A 21,441-nucleotide genomic window follows, 5' to 3' on the forward strand; every position below is an offset into this window, starting at 1 on the left:
GCTCGGCGTGTTGGGCCAACGATGGTCACAGATGGGTGGCAATTTAGTCTCCAGAGACCGGCTTGGCAATCGAGCATGATGCAATGCTGCAATCTCCGCGACAGAAGGTTGCATTGCAGCCTAGCCGTTTAGACCGCAGCCTTGGGCGTGGCCACCTGATCACGCAAATAAACCGGTTGTGCCAGGTCGGCATCTAACGCCTCACCACGGGCCCAGGCAAAGCGCGCCAGACTAAGCAGATCTTCGGCGTGGGGCAGCATGGCGACATCGTGCCCGCTGATCGCAACAGGAATACGCGCGGCAAAGGTGCCCCAGCCGGTGCCGGCGGCAAACCAGTCGCCGCTGGCATCAACCGGCAAGTTGGCGCGCTCCGGTGGCAATACCGCCTCGACACCGGCCAGGCGCATTTCGCCTTGTTCGGCGCGGTAGCAGCCCCAGTAGACTTCATCCATACGCGCATCAATGGCTGCGGCCACCTGCTGCGCGCCATGCTCACGCAGGCTGCGCTGCGCCAATACCGCCAGATTGGACACCGGCAGCACCGGGCGTTCCAGCGCAAACGCCAGGCCCTGCACAACACCGATGGCGATACGCACCCCGGTAAAAGCACCCGGGCCACGGCCAAAGGCAATCGCGTCAAGCGCCGACAGCGGTACTTCGGCGTCGGCCAGCAGTTGTTTGATCATTGGCAGCAAGCGCTGGGCATGCAGGCGTGGAATCACTTCGTAATGGCTGAGCACCTGACCGTTATGCAGCAGCGCAACGGAGCAGGCTTCGGTAGCGGTATCCAGAGCCAGGAGAGTGGTCATTGCATTCGGACAGGTGACGAAATGGACCGGCATTAGAACGGCTTGAGGCTTTTTTTTCCAGCGTAATCACTGCCTCGCGCGCCTGTCACGCGAGGGAAATCACAGCACTAGAGGCATGCAGAGGCCCGAACAGACCCGCTGCATGCCAGAACAAAAGCTGCTTACCAGGGTTCGATAACGGTCTTGGCGTCCCAACCTTGCAAAGGCGCTTTGGACCAGGTGCCGTAACTGGCGTTGGGGAAGACGATCCACTCGGCGCCCCATTTACCAGCCTCAGCGGCGACGGTAGCGCGCTGATCGGCCAACGGCGTCTTGCGGAAGCGTCCATCGAAGTCATGCAACGTATCGCCCAGCAGCAACACAATTTGATGATCGGCACTGACGATGGCGCGGCGCTCGACCTTGGGCGGGCCCAGCAGCAATACACTGTCTTCGGATATCTGCGGCAGGCCTAGTTTGCTCAGGGTGGCCAGGGTGTGTGGCTTCTGCTCGTCGGCACGGTCCGAGATATAGCGAATGGTCACGCCGAGCTTGTCGGCGTGCTCAAGAAATTTCTTCGCCCCTGGAATCAGTACTGGAGTGCCGTCGCGCTCCCAGGGCAGCCAGGTATCCCAGGCGTCATAGGTGTGACAGTTGGCCAGATCGCGCGCAAGCAACGCGCTGTTATCAATAACCGTTTCATCCAGATCGGTAACGATGGCCAGTTTGGACGGATCTTTCGCTGCGGCCACTGCAGCATCCAGCTTAAGTGTGGCGATGTTGTAGGCTTGCAGCTGCAGGGCCTGAACCTCCGCCGATTGCTGCTGGAAGCGCAAGCCCATGGTGAACTCGGCAACTGCGCAGTCCGTTTTGGGCTTCGCCGCGGTATCGGCAAAGGCCACAGGACTCCCCACCAGCGCTAACGCTAGGCCCAACCAGATGGCACTCTTTGCTGTTTTCTCGGTCATTGAATGCGCTCTCTTCCTTAGTACGGATTAAGGCTGAACGTCTACGACCACCTTATCTCGTGGTATAGACCAGCCAGATGCTAGCTTAGGCGAACAAGGTTACTGTTCTATGAACGACGCTCAGCGATTCCTGCGCGCCAACCGCAGAAACGACAACGGCCCGCAAAGCGAGCCGTTGACTGACTGCAACAGGCTTAGCTGAGTGCAGCGAGCACCTTGGCAGTGATCTCGTCAACCGAACCAACACCAGCAATGGCGCTGTACTTCGGTGTGCCTTCAGCGGCTGCAAGTTTCTGGTAGAAGTCCACCAGCGGCTTGGTCTGCGAGTGGTAGACCGACAGGCGATGACGCACGGTTTCTTCTTTGTCGTCGTCACGCTGAATCAGCGCTTCGCCGGTCTCGTCGTCAATACCGGCGACTTTCGGCGGATTGTGCTCGGTGTGGTAGACGCGACCCGAGGCCGGGTGAACACGGCGACCGGCGATACGACCGACGATTTCTTCGTCATCAACGGCGATTTCGACCACGTTGTCGATGGTCACGCCAGCTTCTTTCAGGGCTTCGGCCTGAGGAATGGTGCGCGGGAAGCCATCGAAGAGGAAACCATTGGCGCAATCGGCTTGGGCGATGCGTTCCTTGACCAGATTGATGATCAGGTCGTCGGAGACCAGGCCACCGCTGTCCATCACGCTTTTGGCAACCAGGCCCAGTTCAGTGCCGGCCTTGACCGCAGCACGCAGCATGTCACCGGTGGAGATTTGCGGAATACCAAATTTCTTGGTGATGAAACCAGCTTGGGTACCTTTACCGGCACCGGGCGCCCCCAGCAAAATCACACGCATCGATGTGCTCCTCAAGATTTAAGTAAAAATCGTCGGACTCGCCTCGTGGGGCCAATCTCAGAATTGTTCAAGCAGCGCTGCCAAACTGGGCCAGAGTGCCGAAAGGCCGCTCAAGATACACAGCGCACCCATAGCGCACAAGCCACCGAAAGTCGGATACACCTGCGACTACATCTAGCAGGTAGTGCTTTCGCCGACGCACTACATCGACGCTGGCGAAAGCACCACTGCACTGATTAATCCACCTAGCCGGTGTTGCGTAAACCGGCTGCAATACCCGCCACACTGACCAGCAACGCCTGTTCCAGAGGGCTGTCAGCCTGATTGTCACGCAGCCGCGAGCGCGCCAACAGCTCGGCCTGGAGCAGATGCAGCGGGTCCAGGTAGGTGTTGCGCACACTGATCGACTCCAGGGTTTCCGGGCTGTGCGCCAAGAGCTGCGACTGCCTGGTCAAACCCAGCACTGCGGTCACCGCCTGCGACAATAGGCCGCGTAGATGTTCGCCTAGCGGACGCAGGGCCGGCTCGACCAAACGCTCGTCATACAATTGGGCGATAGACTCGTCGGCCTTGGCCAACACCATCTCCAGCATGTCGATACGGGTGCGGAAAAACGGCCAATGTTCACGCATCTGCCCGAGCAGCTCGCCTTCACCGCGCTGAAAAGCATTCTCCAGCGCAGCTTCCCAGCCCAGCCAGGCCGGCAGCATCAAACGCGTCTGGGTCCAAGCGAAAATCCATGGAATGGCGCGCAGGCTCTCCACCCCACCCTCGCGCCGCTTGGCCGGGCGACTGCCCAGGGGCAAGCGACCCAGCTCCTGCTCCGGCGTGGCCTGGCGGAAGTAATCGACGAACTGTGGGTGCTCGCGTACGACCGCGCGGTAAGCGCTGACGCCATCGCTAGCCAGTTTATCCATCAGCTCACGCCAGGCCGGCTCTGGACTGGGTGGCGGTAACAAGGTGGCTTCCAGCACAGCCGCCAGATAGAGGTTGAGATTCTGTTCGGCAATATCCGGCAGGCCGAATTTGAAACGAATCATTTCACCCTGCTCGGTGGTGCGGAAACGGCCCATTACCGACCCCGGCGGCTGCGACAGGATCGCCGCATGGGCCGGGCCGCCGCCGCGTCCCACGGTGCCGCCACGACCGTGAAACAGCAGCAGCTCGACATCCTGTTCACGGCACACCTGCACCAGAGTTTCCTGGGCGCGGTACTGCGCCCAGGCCGCCGCAGTGGTGCCGGCGTCCTTGGCGGAGTCGGAGTAACCGATCATCACTTCCTGCGGCCCGTGCAAGCGCGCCCGATAGCCATGCAGCGCCAGCAGCCGGCTGATCACCGGGCCGGCGTTGTCCAGATCGGCCAGGGTTTCGAACAGCGGCACCACGCGCATCGGCCGTTGCAACCCGGCTTCCTTGAGCAACAGCTGCACCGCCAGCACATCGGAGGCCGCACCGGCCATGGAGATCACGTAGGAACCCAGCGATGCAGCGGGGGCACCAGCCACTTCGCGGCAGGTGGCCAGCACCTCCTCGGTTTCGCCGCTGGGTTTGAAGTGCCCCGGCAACAGCGGCCGGCGGTTTTCCAGCTCTTTCAACAAAAACGCCAGACGCGCTTCTTCATCCCACTCGGCGTAACGACCCAGGCCGAGGTAATCGGTAATTTCACTCATGGCCGCAGCGTGGCGGCTGGAGTCCTGACGCACATCCAGACGTACCAGAAACAGGCCAAACGTCGCCGCACGGCGCAGGCAATCGAGTAACGGACCATCGGCGATCACGCCCATGCCGCACTCATGCAGCGACTGGTAGCACAGGGTCAGCGGCTCCAGCAGCTCGCGATTGTCCTGTAACACCGCTACGGGCGCGGGCACCTGCTCCTGCAGTGCGGCCTGAGCCCAGCTGCGGGTGGCGCGCAGACGCTCACGCAGTTGTTTGAGCAGGCTGCGATAAGGTTCGGCACTCTCGCCTACCCGCGCCAGCAGCGCCGGGCTGGCCTGCTGCATGGACAGATCGGCGGCCAGGTTATCGACATCGCGCAAGTACAGATCCGCCGCCATCCAGCGCGCCAGCAGCAGCACTTCGCGGGTAATAGTGGCCGTGACATTGGGATTGCCGTCACGGTCGCCGCCCATCCAGGAAGCAAAGCGAATCGGCGCCGCATCCAGCGGCAGGTGCAACCCGGTGGCGCTATTCAGCACCTGATCGGCTTTACGCAGCACATTGGGAATGGCGTGCCAGAGCGAATGCTCGATCACCGCAAAGCCCCACTTGGCTTCATCCACCGGACTCGGCCGGCTGCGACGGATTTCTTCAGTGTGCCAGGCTTCGGCAATCAGCCGCTGTAGGCGCTGCTTGACCTGCTCACGCTCGGCCGCCGACAAATCACTATGGTCGCCAGCCGCCAGCTGTTCGGCCATCGCATCGTATTTCTGAATCAGGGTGCGTCGCGCCACCTCGGTGGGGTGCGCGGTCAATACCAGCTCGATATCCAACCGGCCGAACTGGCGGGCCAGGGCCTCGCCCTTATGGCCGTTGCTGGACAGCCGCTGCAGCAGGTCGGCGAGCATATTGTCTTCAAACGGTTGCGCTTCACCCGGCGCGCGGCGGCGTACGCGGTGGTACTGCTCGGCGATATTGGCCAGGTTGAGAAACTGGTTGAATGCCCGCGCCACCGGTAACAGTTCGTCATCGTCCAGTTGGTTCAGGGTTGCACTGAGTTGCTCCGCACCCTGCTGCGAACCACGGCGCGAGGCCTTGGCCCCCTTGCGAATGCGCTCGATCTTGTCGAGAAAGACAGCGCCATGCTGCACGCTGATGGTGTTACCCAGTAGCTCGCCGAGCTGGTGGACGTCCTCGCGCAGACGCGCGTCGATTTCTGCCATGAGTCTTGCCTCCGCTGATCCTGCCTTCAGAGTGCCCAGCGCGCCAACTTCTTACAAGTGCGCGACGCCCAGACCGCACTAATCGCCCTAAGCACTAGTCTCAACTATGCAGCCCGCCCAACAAACGGCGGGCATAGAACAGACACGAGGCAATCATGAAGATTCGCGAGCTTGTTCAGCACTGGCAGGAAAATGCCCAGGGGCGGCTGAGCGCAACGCCTTATCAGATAAGGCTCGACCTGGAAGCCGCAGCACGCTTGGCGGCATTGCAGGAGATGTACCCCAAGCACCACGTTGAAGAGTTGCTGGGCGAGTTGCTCGGCGCTGCTTTGGAAGAACTAGAAGAGCACTTCCCGTACGTCCAGGGAACCCGTGTCATCGCCACCGACGAGCAGGGTGATCCGCAGTATGAGGACGTGGGTCCCACGCCTCGCTATCTCGCCCTCGCGCGCCAGCATCTGCAGCGCCTACTCATTGAGTGAGTGAGCGCCGCCCGTCACTTTTCTGTCTAGCAAGGCGTCTTTTGCAAGCGTCTTGCTAACAGCCTGAGAGCACCGCTGCAGAGCGGCTCATGCCATCGCCTACGAGGTCGGGACGGCGATTACCCTGAACCATTGCGCCACTCCTTCAGTCGGAAATAGTGAGTCATGGCACTGTGCCGCTGATTTACAGCAGCGCCTTGCAGCGTTTGCAAAGTGCTTCCCGAGCCATAGCGGCCGGGCTTTTCAGGACTTCCACGGAGTTCACCAATGGAGACGAACAGCATGAAGACCCAGGACAACACACCCGCCTCGAACCCTCTGCGTAACCTGAAACTGGCCGCACTGTTGGTCGGCAGCAGCGTGGTTCTGGCTGGCTGTGCCGGCAATCCACCATCCGAACAGTTCGCTGTCACGCAGTTGGCTGTGAATAACGCCGTCAGCGCGGGCGCCACAGAGTTTGCAGCCGTAGAAATGCAGTCCGCTCGCGACAAGCTCAAGCAGGCTGAGCTGGCCATGCATGACAAGGACTACGAAAAGGCCAAGCGCCTGGCCGAGCAGGCCGAATGGGATGCCCGTGTAGCCGAGCGTAAGGCCGAGGCGACCAAAGCTGAAAGAGCTCTGCAGGACGCCAACCAAGGCATTGAAGAGCTGCGCCAGGAAGGCATGCGCGGCACGCAGCAATAACGCCCGCCCTTCATGACCTCATTTGATTAAGGATGAACCGCTATGCGTAAACACATCATGATTCCCGCCCTTCTCACCCTCAGCGTCGGCCTGGCGGCCTGCTCATCGCAGCCCAATGTCAACCTTGAAGAGGCGCAAAGCAACTTCTCCAGCCTGCAGAGTGATCCGCAAGCAGCCAAAGTCGCCGCACTGGAAACCAAAGATGCGAGCGAAATGCTCAAGCGCGCCGAGAAAGCGTACCTGGACGAGGAAGACGAGGCGAAGGTCGACCAACTTGCCTATTTGGCCAACCAGCGTGTCGAGGTGGCCAAGCAGACCATCAACCTGCGCAATGCTGAAGCCAATCTGCAAAACAGCGCAGCCAAACGTGCGGAAGCGCGTCTGGCTGCCCGTGATGCACAGATTCAGCAATTGCAGCAAAGCCTGAATGCCAAGCAGACCGAGCGCGGCACCCTGATTACCTTTGGCGATGTGCTGTTCGATCTTAACCGCGCCGAGCTTAAACCCGCCGGGCTGGGCAGTATCAACAAGCTGGCCCAGTTCCTTCAGGAGAATCCGGAGCGTAAGGTCGTGGTCGAGGGCTATACCGACAGCAGCGGTGCAGCCAACTATAACCAGCAGCTGTCCGAACGCCGCGCCAACTCCGTTCGCGCTGCGCTGGTGAAGATGGGCGTAGGGCCGGAGCGCATCGTCGCCCAAGGCTATGGCAAGGAGTACCCGGTAGCGGATAACAACAGCTCCTCGGGGCGCGCCATGAACCGCCGCGTGGAAGTCACCATCTCAAACGACAGCCAACAGGTCGCACCGCGCTCGTCGATGGGCAGCAACTGAGTACGCTGTGACCGACTGGCACTCCGGTTAAAAAGCCGCGCCCTTTCGGGGCGCGGCTTTTTTGTACGTACTTGAACCTGAAGACCCGGCTAGCATCACGGTTCGTTGCAGCGCACAGCCTGCTTGCGCCGGTCGACCAGCACGCCGCTGAGGCCCTTCTGCTCCAGATCGAACAGCACCAGCACGCCATCGATGCACTGGGCGACCTGGCTGGCGGGTTTGAGCGAGACTTTATAGTCCTCACCCGGCACGGTCTTGAGCATGGTGAACTCGGACAGCAGCAAGGCGTCTTCCGGCTTGGCGATATGCAGGTAGCCGTAATAACCGAGCACAGCCACCGTGGCGCAGATGCTGCCGATGCCGGTAAGGATCAGCGGGATAGGGTTTACTTCGCTCATAACAGACTCTCGGAATGATCAATTGACGCAACAAGCGGCGCAGCTTGCAGCAAACCCCCACGCCTGCAAAGGCCCAGATTGCCGCATCATTTATCGCCGCCAGCGCGCACTTCCTCGCGAGCCTTGAAGGTCGCTTCATAGATGCGTTCAGCCAGACGCGAGAACGGCAGGCTCTGCACCCACACCGTACCAGTCCCCTTGAGGGTAGCGAGGAGGATGCCCTCGCCGCCAAACAGCATGCTTTTCAGGCCGCCGGCCAAGGCGATGTCGTAATCGATGCCGCTGGTAAAGGCCACCAGGCAACCGGTGTCCAGGCGCAGGGTTTCGTTGTTCAGCTCCTTGCGAATCACCGTGCCGCCGGCATGCACAAAGGCCAGACCATCACCTTCAAGCTTCTGCAGGATAAAACCCTCGCCGCCGAAGAACCCGGCGCCCAAACGCTTGTTAAAGCTGATACCGACCGCCGTGCCGTAGGCAGCGCAGAGAAAAGCGTCCTTCTGGCAGATCAGTGTGCCGCCATGCTCAGCCAACTGAATCGGCACTACGGTGCCGGGGTACGGCGCGGCAAACGCCACCCGCGCAGAGGTTTTACCGACATTGGAAAAGTGCGTCATAAACAGCGACTCACCCGTCAGCATGCGTTTGCCCATACCCCACAGCTTGCCTAGCACGCCCGTGGCCGCGCCATCACCCATACGCGTTTCAAAGCGGATGCCGTCGGTCATGTAATTCATCACCCCGGCCTCGGCGATCACCGTTTCGCCCGGATCGAGAATAATCTCCACGCTCTGCGCCGAAGCGCCGAGGATTTCGTAGTCGAGTTGATGGCTGGGCATGTGTAACTCCTGACAATTAGGCAACGACTCGGTGAAGGCTCCCCGAATTTCATCCGGGCTAAAAAACGACTTTATTTCCTGGAGTGAAAGCGTCGCGAGCGAAGAGCAGGCAAGGCGAAGATTAGGCCGGAAAGCGGAGTTTACTGCTGTAAATGAGCATTTCCGGCCTCACCTTCAACGCCGCATGATCGAGCGCAGCAGCTTTCAGAGGATATTGGCGTAGTCGGCTTCGATCCGATCAAGACTCAGGTGATTGAGGAAGTTGGAGAAGCACATCCAGGCCGACAACGAGTTGAGGTCGCTGAACTGCGGTGGCAGGTACTTAGGCGCAACAACCAGCCCCTCATCCACCAACTGGCGCAGGGTGCGCATGTCTTCTAGGGTGGTCTTGCCGCAGAACAGCAGCGGAATCTGCTCCAGCTTGCCCTTGCGCACGGCCAACTGGATATAGTTGTAGATCATGATGAAGCCTTTCAGGTAGGACAGATCCTTGGTGAAAGGCAGGCCATTGGGGGTGGAGCCACGGAACACCCGGTTGGCGTTGCTGTAGCTGTCTTCCTGGCTGAAACCCTGCTCACGGTAGAAGTCGAACACCTGCAAAAAATCCGCGCCCTCTTCGGCCATATGGATGGCGCGAGTGCGGTTGGTCAACTTACGCAAACGGGTTGGATAGGAGGCGAAGGTGATCACCTCCATCAGGATCGCCAGGCCTTCCTGGGTCACCGTAGACGAGGGCGGACCCTTGGCCAGAAAGGTGCAGATCGGCTGATTCAGCCCGTTCAGGGTGGTCGCCACATGCACCAGGCCCTCGTGCACTTCCAAGGCTTTTACATCGCGGTCATTGAACATCGCATCGGCGCGAATCTTGATGTAGTCGGCACCGGCAGCGGCATCGGCAAGAATACCGTCGGACTCGAACACCCGAATGGTGCCCTCCTCCTCGCCAAACACCTTGTTCAGGCGGTGCTGCAGCAGGCTGACGGCCTCCCTGGCGGTCAGGGTCTTGGCTTCATCCTTCAGGTCGCCGCGCTTATCGATGTTATTGAGGAAGTCAGAAAACATCAGGCCCAGATCAGCCAGGGTCGGGTCGCCGGCATGGAAGGCATCGGAAGCCGCGCCGTAGAGTTCCTGGCTGATCAGACCGAAATCCTCGGTACCACGCGCTTCGAGCATGCGAATGACCATGCGGTACTCGCGACACATGCGCCGCATGATCTTGCCCACCGGGTTGAATTGGCCGAGCTGGCGGGTAATGTCGCGCTCGATATTCTGAAACTCCAGCTTCTTCGCCGCCGCATCAAAGGGCAGCGGGCGATTGGCGTAGTAGGCACGATCGACAGCGGGCAGCTTCTTACCCTTGTGCTTGAGAAACTCGCTGCGGATCGAGTCATCCCATTTCACCGCGTCCAGCACGCGAATCGGCGTCTGCGCGTCGACCAGACGGTCGGACAGCGCACGCACGATCAACTGATAATCGTCCAAACCGGTATGACTGTTCATGCGCTCCCCATCACCCACTAGTCGCCCGCCCGCTGATAACGCGCGACTTCGATAAATACATCCGAATTAGCCTGATCGTCGAGGTAGCTGAACACCTGTTCCAGCGGGCTGCTGATCAGCACACCATCGCCTTCAGCGCCGTCAATCACCTCGCCCTGCAAGGCGCCCTGCTCCAACTCCTGAAGGATCCGGTCGACATCCAGGTTGTAGATCACCAACTCATTATTGGTGGTCAGCTCGAAACCGGCGATGGCGAAGTTTGCTCCCAGACTTTTCGGCAAGCCCGCCGAGAGGTACCAGCGACGGCCATGGTGAGCCACGGTAAAGCCGTATTCTTCAACGCTGTCGAGGTTATCCAAACTGTCGACATAGGCCCGCGCTTTATAGACGTTGGAGCCGGCACGGGTGATCTGCAGATACAGCTGCTCGCCCCATTCATTCTTGCGCGACCATTCGCCAAGCAGGGGAATCGGGGCTGCTTCATTGGCGGGAATCGGGTCCTTGAAGGTCACCAGACAACCACCAAGCAGCAGGAAGGACACGGCAAGCAGCGCGCGCCAGGCTTTCATTCAGCTCTCCTTGTGAACGGATCTAGCAGGCTATCAGGCCTTTGAAAAACGTAGCCGAGGCAGGTAGGACAAGGCAAAAACAGGCGAGGAAACGGAGTTTCCGGGTTGTAAATGAGCATTCCGAGCCTGTTTTTAACGCAGTATTGCCAACGCAGGTAGTTTTTCAACGGCCTGTTATAGCCCCAGCACCAGATGCATATAACGTTTAAGCATGGCCAACATATCCTCACTGTCCAGATGATCAACGCCATCGAGCAGGCCCTGATACTCCATGCGCACAATAATCGCCGTCAAGAGCTTGGCATCCTGCTCTGCCTGCTGAGAACCCAGCACCTCGAAGAAGTGCGTGACGCCCTGCAGCAGTATCTGCCGATGGGCACGCATCAGCCCGTGCAGACGCGGGTTAAGCAAAGCCTCCTGCTGAAAGGCCTGCTCGGCCAGCAAATGTTCGCGGCGGGTCAGCAGCTGCTGGCGCACGTACTCCACGGCCAGCCGGGCGATTTCATTGGCCAGGCGCCGCCGCGCCTCGGCGCTGCCATCCAGGCGACTGACCTGCTCACGCAACAAACCTTCGGTGCTACTCCAGAACTGGCCCATATGCGCCGCACTGCGTTCAACGAACAGAGCGAAGGTGTCGGTAATCAGATCATTGATGTCTTTGAAGTAATAGGTCGTCGCCGACAACGGCACTTCGGCTTCGGCGGCCACGGCGCGGTGGCGTACCGCACGTACGCCTTCACGCACAATAAGACGCATGGCGGCATCGAGAATGGCCTGACGACGCTGTTCGCTGCCTTGGCGGCTGGCTTTGCGTCCTTGGTACTGCACGCTCTCAGCGACGGCATTGGCCACCAGGGTGGCGCTTTCTTGGGCAGGCTTGGCTGTCACAGCAAGGCGATCCTCAGTCGGTTATTCACGATTAGTCAGTAAATCGCAAAATTAATCCATTGGCGGGTGATAAAAAGACCGGCAACCAATAACCAGGTAATAAAAAGCCGCCCGGAGGCGGCTTATCAGCATCAGGCTTGCGGGCGCATGTGCGGGAACAGGATCACGTCGCGAATCGACGGTGAGTTGGTCAGCAGCATCACCAGACGGTCGATGCCAATGCCCTCACCTGCAGTCGGCGGCATACCATATTCCAGGGCGCGAACGAAGTCGGCGTCAAAGTGCATCGCTTCATCGTCGCCGGCGTCCTTGTCGGCCACCTGCTGCATAAAGCGCGCAGCCTGATCTTCCGCATCGTTGAGCTCGGAGTAGGCGTTGGCGATTTCACGGCCACCGATAAACAGCTCGAAGCGATCGGTAACGCTCGGATCGTCATCGCTGCGACGAGCCAGTGGCGAGACTTCGAACGGGTAGCGAGTAATGAAGTGCGGCTGCTCCAGCTTGTGCTCGACCAGCTCTTCGAAAATCATCACCTGCAGCTTGCCCAGGCCTTCGAAGCCCAACACTTTGGCACCGGCCTTCTTGGCGATGGCGCGGGCCTTGTCGATGTTGGTCAGGTCGTCAGCGGTCAACTCAGGGTTGTACTTGAGGATCGAGTCGAACACTGACAGGCGCACAAACGGCTCGCCGAAGTGGAACACCTTGTCGCCGTACGGCACGTCGGTAGTGCCAAGTACCAGCTGAGCCAACTCGCGGAACAGCTCCTCGGTCAGGTCCATGTTGTCTTCGTAGTCGGCGTACGCCTGGTAGAACTCCAGCATGGTGAATTCTGGGTTATGACGAGTCGAAACGCCTTCGTTACGGAAGTTGCGGTTGATCTCGAAAACCTTTTCAAAACCACCCACCACCAGACGCTTGAGATACAGCTCCGGAGCGATACGCAGGAACATTTCCATGTCCAGCGCGTTGTGGTGAGTTTCAAACGGCTTGGCCGCCGCGCCGCCTGGGATGGTTTGCAGCATCGGCGTTTCCACTTCAAGGAAGTCGCGCTGCATCAAGAAGCTGCGAATGTGCGCAATCACCTGCGAGCGCACACGGAAGGTGTGGCGCACGTCTTCGTTGACAATCAGGTCAACGTAACGCTGGCGATAGCGCTGCTCGGTGTCGGACAGGCCATGGTGCTTGTCCGGCAGCGGACGCAGGGACTTGGTCAGCAGGCGTACGGTGGTCATTTCCACATACAGATCACCCTTACCGGAGCGGGCCAGGGTGCCTTCGGCGGAGATGATGTCGCCCATGTCCCAGGTTTTTACGGCAGCCAGGGTTTCTTCCGACAGGGTCTTGCGGTTGACGTAGACCTGGATGCGCCCGGTCATGTCCTGAATCACCATAAACGAGCCACGGTTGAGCATGATGCGGCCGGCAACCTTGACCGGAATGGCAGCCTCGGCCAGCTCTTCCTTGGTCTTCTCGGCGTACTGTTTCTGCAGGTCGGCGCAGTAGTTGTCGCGGCGGAAGTCGTTGGGGAAGGCATTGCCCTGCTCACGGATGGCAGCAAGCTTTTCCTTGCGCTGGGCAATCAGCTTGTTTTCGTCCTGTTGCAGTTCGTTCTGGTCGAGTTGTTGGTCGCTCATGGTGGTCTATCTGCCTGGCATCTAAATCAAAGGGGTTACTGGCCGGAGCGAGCCGAGCTCACTCCGGCGGGAACGGATCAAAGGCCCTGCTTCAGGCTGGCCTCGAGGTACTGGTCGAGGTCGCCATCGAGCACCTTCTGGCAATCGCTGCGTTCGACGCCAGTACGCAGATCCTTGATGCGCGAGTCATCAAGCACGTAGGAGCGAATCTGATGACCCCAGCCAATATCCGACTTGGAGTCTTCCAGAGCCTGAGACGCAGCGTTGCGCTTCATCATTTCCAGCTCGTACAACTTGGCCCGCAGCATTTTCATGGCGGTGTCCTTGTTGGCGTGCTGCGAGCGCTCGTTCTGGCACGCCACCACGGTGTTGGTCGGTACGTGGGTGATACGTACAGCCGAGTCGGTGGTGTTGACGTGCTGACCACCGGCGCCGGAGGAGCGGTAGGTATCGATACGCAGGTCAGACGGGTTGATCTCGATCTCAACCTTGTCGTCGATCTCGGGCGACACAAACACCGCCGAGAACGAGGTGTGGCGGCGAGCGCCTGAGTCGAACGGGCTCTTGCGCACCAGCCGGTGCACGCCGATTTCGGTGCGCAGCCAACCAAAGGCGTATTCGCCCTTGATATGCACGGTGGCGCCCTTGATACCGGCGACTTCACCTTCGGACAGCTCGACGATCTCGGCACTGAAGCCGCGCTTGTCGGCCCAGCGCAGGTACATGCGTAGCAGGATGTTGGCCCAGTCTTGCGCCTCGGTGCCGCCGGAACCGGCCTGAATATCCAGGTAGCAGTTGTTCGGGTCCATCTCGTGGCTGAACATGCGGCGGAATTCCAGCTTCTCGAGAATGTCGCGCAGGCGTTCGATTTCGGCGGCGACGTCGTCGACCGCGCCCTGATCGTCTTCTTCGACGGCCATATCGAGCAGGTCGCGCGAGTCGGCCAGGCTGCCGGTCAGATCGTCGATGGTTTCGACTATCTGCGCCAGCGTGGCGCGCTCACGGCCCAGGCTCTGGGCGTATTCGGGCTTGTTCCAGACGTTCGGGTCTTCGAGTTCGCGGTTTACTTCGACCAGACGATCATGCTTGTGATCGTAGTCAAAGATACCCCCGAATAGTCTGGGTGCGCTCGGACAGGTCCTTGATGCTGTTAAGGATCGGGTTGATTTCCATGGCGTTCAGCACTCGCAGGCGATTGAGGTGTACAGCGGCTCAGTGCGGCCCGACAACCCACCTCACGGCAGCTGATCGGACGCGGCAACCGGACCGTGGCCCCGAAGTTTCAGAAAAGCCGGCGAGTATACCCCAGTCAGCGCCCCCTGGCAGCCCATGCCGCACACTGGCAGACAACACGCAACAGGCCCCCACGCGTGCGCACCACGTCTCAACCAGGCTCAACAACCCCCACCTGGTTACGCCCACTCTGTTTGGCCAGGTATAAACCTCGATCAGCCAGCTCGACCAACTCGGTGGGGGCCATGTCGACCCGAGGCGTGAGCGTGGCAACCCCCAGGCTGATGCTGACAATAGAACCCTGCACGGGACATTCATGGGGGATCGCCAGGGCCTGCACGGAGAGCCGCACTTTCTCGGCAAACAAACGTGCGCCTCCACGCGTTGTTCCCGGCAGAATCATGGCGAATTCTTCTCCGCCATAGCGCGCGGCCATATCTGAAGAGCGACTGCACATCTCATTCATGCATGCAGCAACCTTGCGCAGGGTTTCATCGCCCTCCACATGGCCAAAGCGATCATTGAAAGCTTTGAAGTAGTCGACATCGATCATCAACAGCGATAACTCGCTCTGCTCGCGCAGCGCACGTGCCCACTCACTGTTCAGGCAATCATCAAAGTGTCGGCGATTGGCCAAACCCGTGAGTCCGTCAGACCTCATCAGGCGCTGTAGTACGAGGTTGGCCTCCAGCAACTGCTGCTGACTCTCACGCAACGCACGAAAGGCATCATCGCGCTGCTGCAATGCCAGATAGGAACGTGAGTGGTAACGAATACGCGCAACCAGTTCGATGACATCCGGTAGTTTAACCAGATAGTCATTGGCCCCCAGGGTAAATGCTGCGCTCTTGACCTTGGGGTCTTCCTTGGTCGACAGCACGATAATCGGCACATCCTGCAGGGCGCGGCGAGCCCGATACTGGGTCAACAGTTCGAGGCCGTCGACCCCCGGCATAACCAAATCCTGCAGGATCACCGTAGGTTTTATCTGTTCGGCCAGACTCACTGCTTGCAGGGGGTCCGAGCAGAAGTGAAAGCTAATGTTCGCTTCAGATGCCAAGGCCCTACGCACGGCCTCACCAATCATCGCTTGATCATCAACCAGTAGAACCATCAATGGCGCAGATGTCGATGCATCCTCATGAGCACCGCTAAACTGAGGAAAACCCTGCATACCACTTTCTCCGGGCTTAATGCCCTCTATTGTTATAGACCCTGCGACACCCAATAGCACTTAGCCATCTCCAGCAGTTAGTCAATCAACATCATCAAGCGTCGGCCAATATCGACCAGCGGCAATATTTCGGTTGCGGCCTCAAGCTGTGCTGCCGCCTTGGGCATACCGTATACCGCGCAACTGGCCTGATCCTGGGCGATGGTCATAAAGCCACGCTGCCGCATATTCAACAGGCCCTGAGCCCCATCGCGGCCCATGCCCGTGAGTAGCACACCAATTGCTTCACCCTTCCAATTGGCCGTCACACTGTCAAAGAACACATCGATCGAAGGTCGGTAAATGTGCGCACTGGGCGTGGCGCTATAAGCCAGCTCCCCATTGCCCTGTAAAATCAGATGGTCATTGGTTCCTGCCAATAGCACGCAGCCCGGCTGCGGTATATCCCCCATACGCGCCAGGCGCACCGGTAGGGGCGACTCACTGGCCAACCACTGCGCCATGCCAGTAGCGAATGATTGATCCACGTGCTGCACCAGCACGATGGCAGCGGGGAAACCCGGCGAAAGCTGTTTGAGCAGGTCAACCAAGGCTGCCGGCCCCCCCGCCGAGGCGCCAATCGCCACCAGGGACTGGCGGCAACTGTTACTGTCGCGCAAAGCCGGCTCAGGCGCTTTACGCGCTGTTTTCTGCCCCAGCAGCAGGCCCAGGTTATGGATCTTGCGCAGCAGCGCAGCAGCATCCGGCAACGGTTCCGCCCCCAGTACAGGCGTCGCCACTACATCCAGCGCACCATACCCCATGGCTTCAAATACCCGGCCGACATGCCGTTCAACATCCGAGGTAACGATCAAAATGGCGCAGGGGGTGTTGGCCATGATCTGCCGCGTGGCTTCAACACCATCCATTTCTGGCATCAGCAAGTCCATCAACAGCAGGTCCGGGGTATCTTCACAGCATCGCCGCACGGCCTCCGCGCCGCTGCCCGCAACCCAGGCTACTTGGTGCTCGGGGGCACGCGTCAGTGCACGACGTAACGCCTCCACAGCCAATGGCATATCGTTGACGATACCGATTCTCATCCTTGTGCCTCGCCTATCAATACCTGCACCGCATCAAGCAGCGCTTCGTCATGGAAACTGGCTTTGGCCAGGTAATAATCCGCGCCGGCATCCAGACCTCGGCGACGGTCTTCTTCGCGATCCTTATAGGACACCACCATCACCGGCAACGTGCGTAAACGGTTATCACGGCGCACCAGAGTGACCAGTTCGATACCGTCCATGCGTGGCATGTCGATATCGGTAATCAGCAAATCGAAGTGCTCTGCGCGCAGCACATTCCAGCCATCCATGCCGTCCACGGCAACCGCCACGTCATAGCCGCGGCTGAGCAGCAGCTTGCGCTCAAGCTCGCGCACCGTCAGTGAGTCATCGACTACCAGCACCCGCTTACGGGCGGCTTCCTGAGTACCTTGACTGCGCCTATCGACTCGCTCCAACTGGCCGCTGCCCAAGAGTTTGCTAATCGAACTGAACAAGTCTTCAACGTCCAGAATCAGCACCGGCGTGCCGTCATCCAGCAAGGCACCTGCAGCCACATCTCTGATCTTGCCCAGCCGCGCATCCAACGGCATGACCACCAGCGTGCGCTCGCCAATAAAACGCTCCACGGCAATGCCATAAAGGTTGTCGCGTTCGCGAATCAATACCAGCGGGATGCCAGCGTCTTCGGTACGGCCCTCTGGGCGTTGCAACAGCTGGCTGGCCGAGATCAGGCTGACATGACGGTCGCCGTGCCAGAAGTGCTGACGTCCCTCCAGCTGCACGAGATCTTCCGGGTTTACCCGCACCATGTGTTCGATATGCGCCAAGGGAAAGGCATAGGCCTCGCCGGCGACTTCAACTACCAGGCTGCGCACCACGGAAAGTGTCAGCGGGACTTGCAGAATGAAGGTACTGCCCTCGCCTCGACGATGCTCAAGCCGCACGCTGCCGCGCAACTGACGCAGTTCATGCTGCACCGCATCGAGCCCCACACCGCGTCCGGAAACCTCCGTCACCTGCTCGCGCAAGCTGAAACCCGGCAAGAACAGAAACGCCAGTAATTCGTCTTCATCCAACTTGGCCGCCGTTTCGCTGCTGGCAAACTTGCGCGCCACCACCACCTCACGCAGGCGCTCCATATCAACGCCCGCGCCATCATCGCTCAGCTCCAGCAGCAGCATGCCAGCTCGGTGACGCGCCCTTAGCAACAGTCGCCCCTCTTGCGCTTTACCCTTGCGCGCGCGCAGCTCAGACGGCTCGATGCCATGGTCGATCGCATTGCGCAACAGGTGGGTTAAGGGCGCCTCCAGGCGTTCAAGCACATCACGATCGACTTGCGTGGCCTCCCCTTCGATATCCAGGCGCACCTGTTTACCGAGTGAGCGCCCTAGATCACGCACCATCCGCGCACGTCCGACCAAGACATCGGCCAACGGCCGCATACGCGAAGCCAATGCCGCGTCATAGAGTGAACGGCTGCGCTGCCCGCCCTCCCAGGAAAACTCATCAAAGGCTTCAAAATGATCGTGCAACAGCTGCTGACACTCTTCGAGCTGCGCTCTGGATTCTTCCAGCAACGCCAACACCTGCGGCTCCAGCGAGCTATTCAAGGTGGCATCGCGCAACCCATCCAGGCTCCGTCGAACAGAGGCTTGCTGGCGCTTGAGGCGTTGCAGCGAATCAGCCAGGGGTTGAATACGCTGAAATTCGACCAGTGCTTTACCGGACATATCCAGCAGGTGATCAAGGCGCTCAGCCGACACCCGCAAAACCCGCCCACGACCATCCTCATGCAACTCCTCAGCGGGCTCTTGCGCAGGAGCCGGCGGCGGCATGGCTTCGTTCTGGACCGTGGGTTCTTCTGCCGCAGCCGCACGCCCCAAGGCAGGCACCGCAGTGGCCAACTGCTGCTGCAACAAGCTCACCAGTTGTTCAATCCGCTCAGCCGACGGCGCATCGGCAACAAGCGGTGCGCCCACCCGGCGTAATAGATCGCTCCCCTGCAAGAGCCCGTCAATTTGCTCTGGTAGCAGGCGCAGCAGCCCCTCCTGAGCTGCAACCAACAGGTCTTCCATGGCGTGAGCGACTTTCACCCCATCATCCAGACCGACAATACGTGCCGCGCCCTTGAGCGAGTGCGCCGCACGCATGCAGGCTTCCAGCTGCCCCGCATGATTGGGCTCGCGCTCCAAGACCAATAGGCCTGCGTCCAGCACCTGCGCTTGGGCATCGGCCTCCATGCGGTAGAGTTCCAGCAGCGAAGCGTCCCTCATCTGATCGGGTGTCATGCGAGGCTCCTGACCAGGGCCTGCTGCAGCCGTTCGTCATCGAGTTGGGTAATGCTACGGCCCTGCCACTGCAATACCCCACTGGCAAACTGGCTGACTGCCAGGCCACCATCGCGTACCGCGGGCTGCACGCTATGCAGAGGAATCGCGTGAATACCTTCCACCTCATCCACCGGCACCACCACCGGGCCACCTTGCCCGACCAGAATCAACATACGCGGAACGACCCGCTGATGAGACGTCGGTGCCGCGCCGCTAGCGATACCCAGCAGCTCAGCCAGCGACACACAGGCCACCAAGGTGCCGCGCACATTGGCCACCCCTAATAGACTGCGTGAACGCTGGTGGGGTAGCGAATGAATCGGCATCGGTGCCACGACCTCGTCCAGGCTACGCGTCGCAATCGCCAGCCACTCCTCAGCGACCCGGAATACCAACAGCGAACGACATTCGACAGCTTGCTCTTGTGCAACAACTTCAACATCGTCTTGCACCGACGCATAGCGTTCAAGCAGACGAATGGCGGCCGCCGCATATACCTCACAGTTGCGGCAGTGCACATGTTCACGCAGGCGCTCACAGCTCTTGTCGCCCTGCACACCGATACGGTTCCAGCAATCATCGATAGCTGCCCCGCCTTCCACCAGCCTCAGCTCATCGCCCATCGCGCGTCACTCCAGAAGGACTTGCCCGACTCACCCGTTGCTGTAGACGCCTGGCACCCTCATGGTCGCCGCGCGCAGCCAGTAGGGCCGCTAAGTGCACCAGACTTTCGACATGCTCAGGCTCAAGATAAAGCGCTTTGCGGTAGTAAGTCTGGGCACTGTCGACCTGACCAGCCATGTCGTTAAGCAAGGCCATCCAATAGAACGCATCGGCACAGGGGCCGTGCTCAAGCAGGTACTGCTCGCAAGCGCGTAGTGCCTCCTCGCTGCGCCCAGCATCGGCCAACTCAACAATCCTGGCCAACGCACTGACGGCATGATCACGCGGCGCGGGAGGTGCCGATGTGATGGTCGGCAGTACACGAGGTTGTTGCAGTGGCCGCGCCGGGCGAATGGGGGCAGGTGCAGCCAGGTTTACTGGGGCTTTCACGGGAGGTGCCGCGACCATGCGTTTGAAAGCAAAGGTCAGAGGTGCGCCCAGCACCTGCATTCCGCGCTGACTCAGCAAGCTGGCCTCAGCTGGACCGACGAAGAACGTGCCAGCGGCGTGCAACAGGTTCTGTAATACATCCAGCACGGCATTCTGTGTTGGGCGGTCAAAGTAGATCAGCAGGTTGCGACAGAAGATAAAATCAAACGGGGCTTCCCCACCCAGCAATGTGCTGTCCAACAAGTTGCCACAACGCAGCTTGACCCTATCGCGTACCCGCGCCTGCAGCTGAAAACCACTGTCAGTGGCCTCAAAATATCGCTCGCGAAAGCTCAGTTCCTGACCACGAAATGAATTGCGCCCGTAGTGCCCCAAACGCGCCAGCTCGACTACCCGGGCACTGACATCCAGCGCTTCGACCTGAAACGCAGCGGGGGCAAACCCGGCATCCAGCAGCGCCATGACAATCGAATACGGTTCTTCGCCACTGGAACACGGCAAACTGAGTAAGCGCAGCGGACGGCTACCTGCCAGCGCAGCCTTACGCTTGAGCGCCAAGTCGACCAAGGTGACAAACGACTCCGGATAACGAAAAAACCAGGTTTCCGGCACGACAACAGCCTCAATCAAAGCCTGTTGTTCACCGCTCGATCGATTCAGCTGCTGCCAATAGGCATCACCCTCCGAAATATCCAGCGCCTGCATACGCTGACGGACAGCTCGTTCAATCACCAGCCGCCCCACTGACTCGGCCTCCAGGCCGATCAGTTGTTTCAGCAGGTGCTCTACCTGGTTAATCATGTGGCATCGCCCACCTCAGGGAACAGCAGCGCACGGACATCGGCAGGCAGTAGCCCGGCCACATCGATGCGCTGCACCAGCCCTTGCGTGCAGCCCTGTACTGCGCCCAGATAAGGCGCCTCATCCGAGGCCAAGCCAGAACCACGAAAATCACGGGTATGCAGGCGCACGGTATCGGAGGCCTTTTCCAGAATCAGGCCCAGCACACGACCGGCCGGAGGATAGTGCACCAGCACCAAGCGCGTACTGGTCAGTTGCGCAGAGGGCCGTCCACATGCACGCACCAGTAGATCGATCACCGGCACCAGCGCCCCACGGTATGCAAAGCCACCCGCCACCCAAGCTGGCGCTTGCGGGAACGCCTTCAGGCGGCGTAACGGCAGTACCTCGACCACCTCATGCACGTTGAGGGCATAGCGGTCGCGGTCCAGACTAAACAGCAAATACAGCTCACCCGCCTCACGATTGGCGGACGCTTGGCCGGTACTCGGGCTGTGCATAC

20 protein-coding genes are annotated in these 21,441 nt (G+C 59.9%); 3 read left to right on the plus strand and 17 right to left on the minus strand.

The genetic code is table 11. The annotated features are described in order from the left end of the window. Positions 1–128: 128 nt before the first annotated feature. The 4 genes from tsaB to ppc all read right to left on the minus strand — a co-directional run bounded on the left by tsaB (position 129) and on the right by ppc (position 5,480). Positions 129–809: a tRNA (adenosine(37)-N6)-threonylcarbamoyltransferase complex dimerization subunit type 1 TsaB gene (tsaB, locus tag AACX99_RS06190; protein ID WP_339410300.1), complete on the minus strand. Its 681-nt coding sequence runs from the start codon at positions 807–809 to the stop codon at positions 129–131. Between the two features lie 161 nt (positions 810–970). After that, positions 971–1,756: a 5'-nucleotidase, lipoprotein e(P4) family gene (locus AACX99_RS06195; RefSeq protein ID WP_339410302.1), complete on the minus strand. Its 786-nt coding sequence runs from the start codon at positions 1,754–1,756 to the stop codon at positions 971–973. 194 nt (positions 1,757–1,950) lie between these two features. Further along, positions 1,951–2,598, minus strand: a complete 648-nt coding sequence (gene adk / locus AACX99_RS06200; protein WP_339410304.1) for an adenylate kinase — start codon at positions 2,596–2,598, stop codon at positions 1,951–1,953. Positions 2,599–2,843: 245 nt separating this feature from the next. Next, positions 2,844–5,480 (minus strand): phosphoenolpyruvate carboxylase, encoded by a 2,637-nt coding sequence (gene ppc, locus AACX99_RS06205; RefSeq protein ID WP_339410306.1) that lies wholly within the window; start codon positions 5,478–5,480, stop codon positions 2,844–2,846. A 155-nt stretch (positions 5,481–5,635) separates the two neighbouring features. Here ppc and AACX99_RS06210 point away from each other — a divergent pair, with 155 nt between their 5' ends. The 3 genes from AACX99_RS06210 (at position 5,636) to AACX99_RS06220 (ending at position 7,477) form a co-directional block, all read left to right on the plus strand. Next, positions 5,636–5,962: a pilin assembly protein gene (locus tag AACX99_RS06210; RefSeq protein ID WP_339410307.1), complete on the plus strand. Its 327-nt coding sequence runs from the start codon at positions 5,636–5,638 to the stop codon at positions 5,960–5,962. 267 nt (positions 5,963–6,229) lie between these two features. Further along, on the plus strand, positions 6,230–6,646 hold the full coding sequence (locus AACX99_RS06215; RefSeq protein WP_339410309.1) for a DUF4398 domain-containing protein: 417 nt from the start codon (positions 6,230–6,232) through the stop codon (positions 6,644–6,646). 42 nt (positions 6,647–6,688) lie between these two features. Continuing rightward, positions 6,689–7,477, plus strand: a complete 789-nt coding sequence (locus AACX99_RS06220) for an OmpA family protein (protein ID WP_339410310.1) — start codon at positions 6,689–6,691, stop codon at positions 7,475–7,477. A gap of 95 nt (positions 7,478–7,572) precedes the next feature. On the opposite strand, the gene AACX99_RS06225 is transcribed toward AACX99_RS06220, so the two are convergent. From AACX99_RS06225 to AACX99_RS06285, 13 genes are all read right to left on the minus strand, one after another. Further along, positions 7,573–7,875, minus strand: coding sequence for a hypothetical protein (locus AACX99_RS06225; RefSeq protein WP_339410311.1), 303 nt, complete (start codon positions 7,873–7,875; stop codon positions 7,573–7,575). A gap of 86 nt (positions 7,876–7,961) precedes the next feature. Next, on the minus strand, positions 7,962–8,711 hold the full coding sequence (locus AACX99_RS06230) for a TIGR00266 family protein (RefSeq protein ID WP_339410313.1): 750 nt from the start codon (positions 8,709–8,711) through the stop codon (positions 7,962–7,964). A 204-nt stretch (positions 8,712–8,915) separates the two neighbouring features. Next, on the minus strand, positions 8,916–10,211 hold the full coding sequence (locus AACX99_RS06235) for a flavohemoglobin expression-modulating QEGLA motif protein (protein ID WP_339410314.1): 1,296 nt from the start codon (positions 10,209–10,211) through the stop codon (positions 8,916–8,918). A gap of 17 nt (positions 10,212–10,228) precedes the next feature. After that, on the minus strand, positions 10,229–10,780 hold the full coding sequence (locus AACX99_RS06240; protein ID WP_311088926.1) for a hypothetical protein: 552 nt from the start codon (positions 10,778–10,780) through the stop codon (positions 10,229–10,231). A 174-nt stretch (positions 10,781–10,954) separates the two neighbouring features. After that, positions 10,955–11,668 carry a TetR/AcrR family transcriptional regulator gene (locus tag AACX99_RS06245; protein WP_339410316.1) on the minus strand — a complete coding sequence of 238 codons (714 nt, stop codon included), beginning with the start codon at positions 11,666–11,668 and terminating at the stop codon, positions 10,955–10,957. Between the two features lie 131 nt (positions 11,669–11,799). After that, positions 11,800–13,302 carry a lysine--tRNA ligase gene (lysS, locus tag AACX99_RS06250; RefSeq protein WP_339410318.1) on the minus strand — a complete coding sequence of 501 codons (1,503 nt, stop codon included), beginning with the start codon at positions 13,300–13,302 and terminating at the stop codon, positions 11,800–11,802. Between the two features lie 77 nt (positions 13,303–13,379). Continuing rightward, positions 13,380–14,475 (minus strand): peptide chain release factor 2 gene (gene prfB, locus AACX99_RS06255; protein WP_339410319.1). Its coding sequence is split into 2 segments (ribosomal slippage): positions 13,380–14,402 and positions 14,404–14,475, totalling 1,095 coding nucleotides; the frame shifts between segments, so codons are not numbered across the junction. Between the two features lie 211 nt (positions 14,476–14,686). After that, positions 14,687–15,709 carry a diguanylate cyclase gene (locus tag AACX99_RS06260; protein WP_339410321.1) on the minus strand — a complete coding sequence of 341 codons (1,023 nt, stop codon included), beginning with the start codon at positions 15,707–15,709 and terminating at the stop codon, positions 14,687–14,689. A 77-nt stretch (positions 15,710–15,786) separates the two neighbouring features. Further along, a complete protein-coding gene (locus AACX99_RS06265) occupies positions 15,787–16,791 on the minus strand; it encodes a chemotaxis response regulator protein-glutamate methylesterase (RefSeq protein ID WP_339410323.1) in 1,005 nt (334 codons plus the stop codon). Next, on the minus strand, positions 16,788–19,043 hold the full coding sequence (locus tag AACX99_RS06270; RefSeq protein WP_339410325.1) for a hybrid sensor histidine kinase/response regulator: 2,256 nt from the start codon (positions 19,041–19,043) through the stop codon (positions 16,788–16,790). Before AACX99_RS06270 ends, AACX99_RS06265 begins: the two co-directional genes overlap by 4 nt. Continuing rightward, positions 19,040–19,708 carry a chemotaxis protein CheW gene (locus AACX99_RS06275; RefSeq protein ID WP_339410327.1) on the minus strand — a complete coding sequence of 223 codons (669 nt, stop codon included), beginning with the start codon at positions 19,706–19,708 and terminating at the stop codon, positions 19,040–19,042. The genes AACX99_RS06270 and AACX99_RS06275 overlap by 4 nt, the downstream gene beginning before the upstream one ends. After that, positions 19,698–20,939, minus strand: coding sequence for a protein-glutamate O-methyltransferase CheR (locus AACX99_RS06280; protein ID WP_339410329.1), 1,242 nt, complete (start codon positions 20,937–20,939; stop codon positions 19,698–19,700). The genes AACX99_RS06275 and AACX99_RS06280 overlap by 11 nt, the downstream gene beginning before the upstream one ends. Continuing rightward, positions 20,936–21,439: a chemotaxis protein CheW gene (locus tag AACX99_RS06285; protein ID WP_339410331.1), complete on the minus strand. Its 504-nt coding sequence runs from the start codon at positions 21,437–21,439 to the stop codon at positions 20,936–20,938. Before AACX99_RS06285 ends, AACX99_RS06280 begins: the two co-directional genes overlap by 4 nt. Between the last annotated feature and the right edge of the window lie 2 nt (positions 21,440–21,441).

The organism is Pseudomonas sp. EA_35y_Pfl2_R5 (genome assembly GCF_963970805.1).
GTDB lineage: Bacteria > Pseudomonadota > Gammaproteobacteria > Pseudomonadales > Pseudomonadaceae > Aquipseudomonas.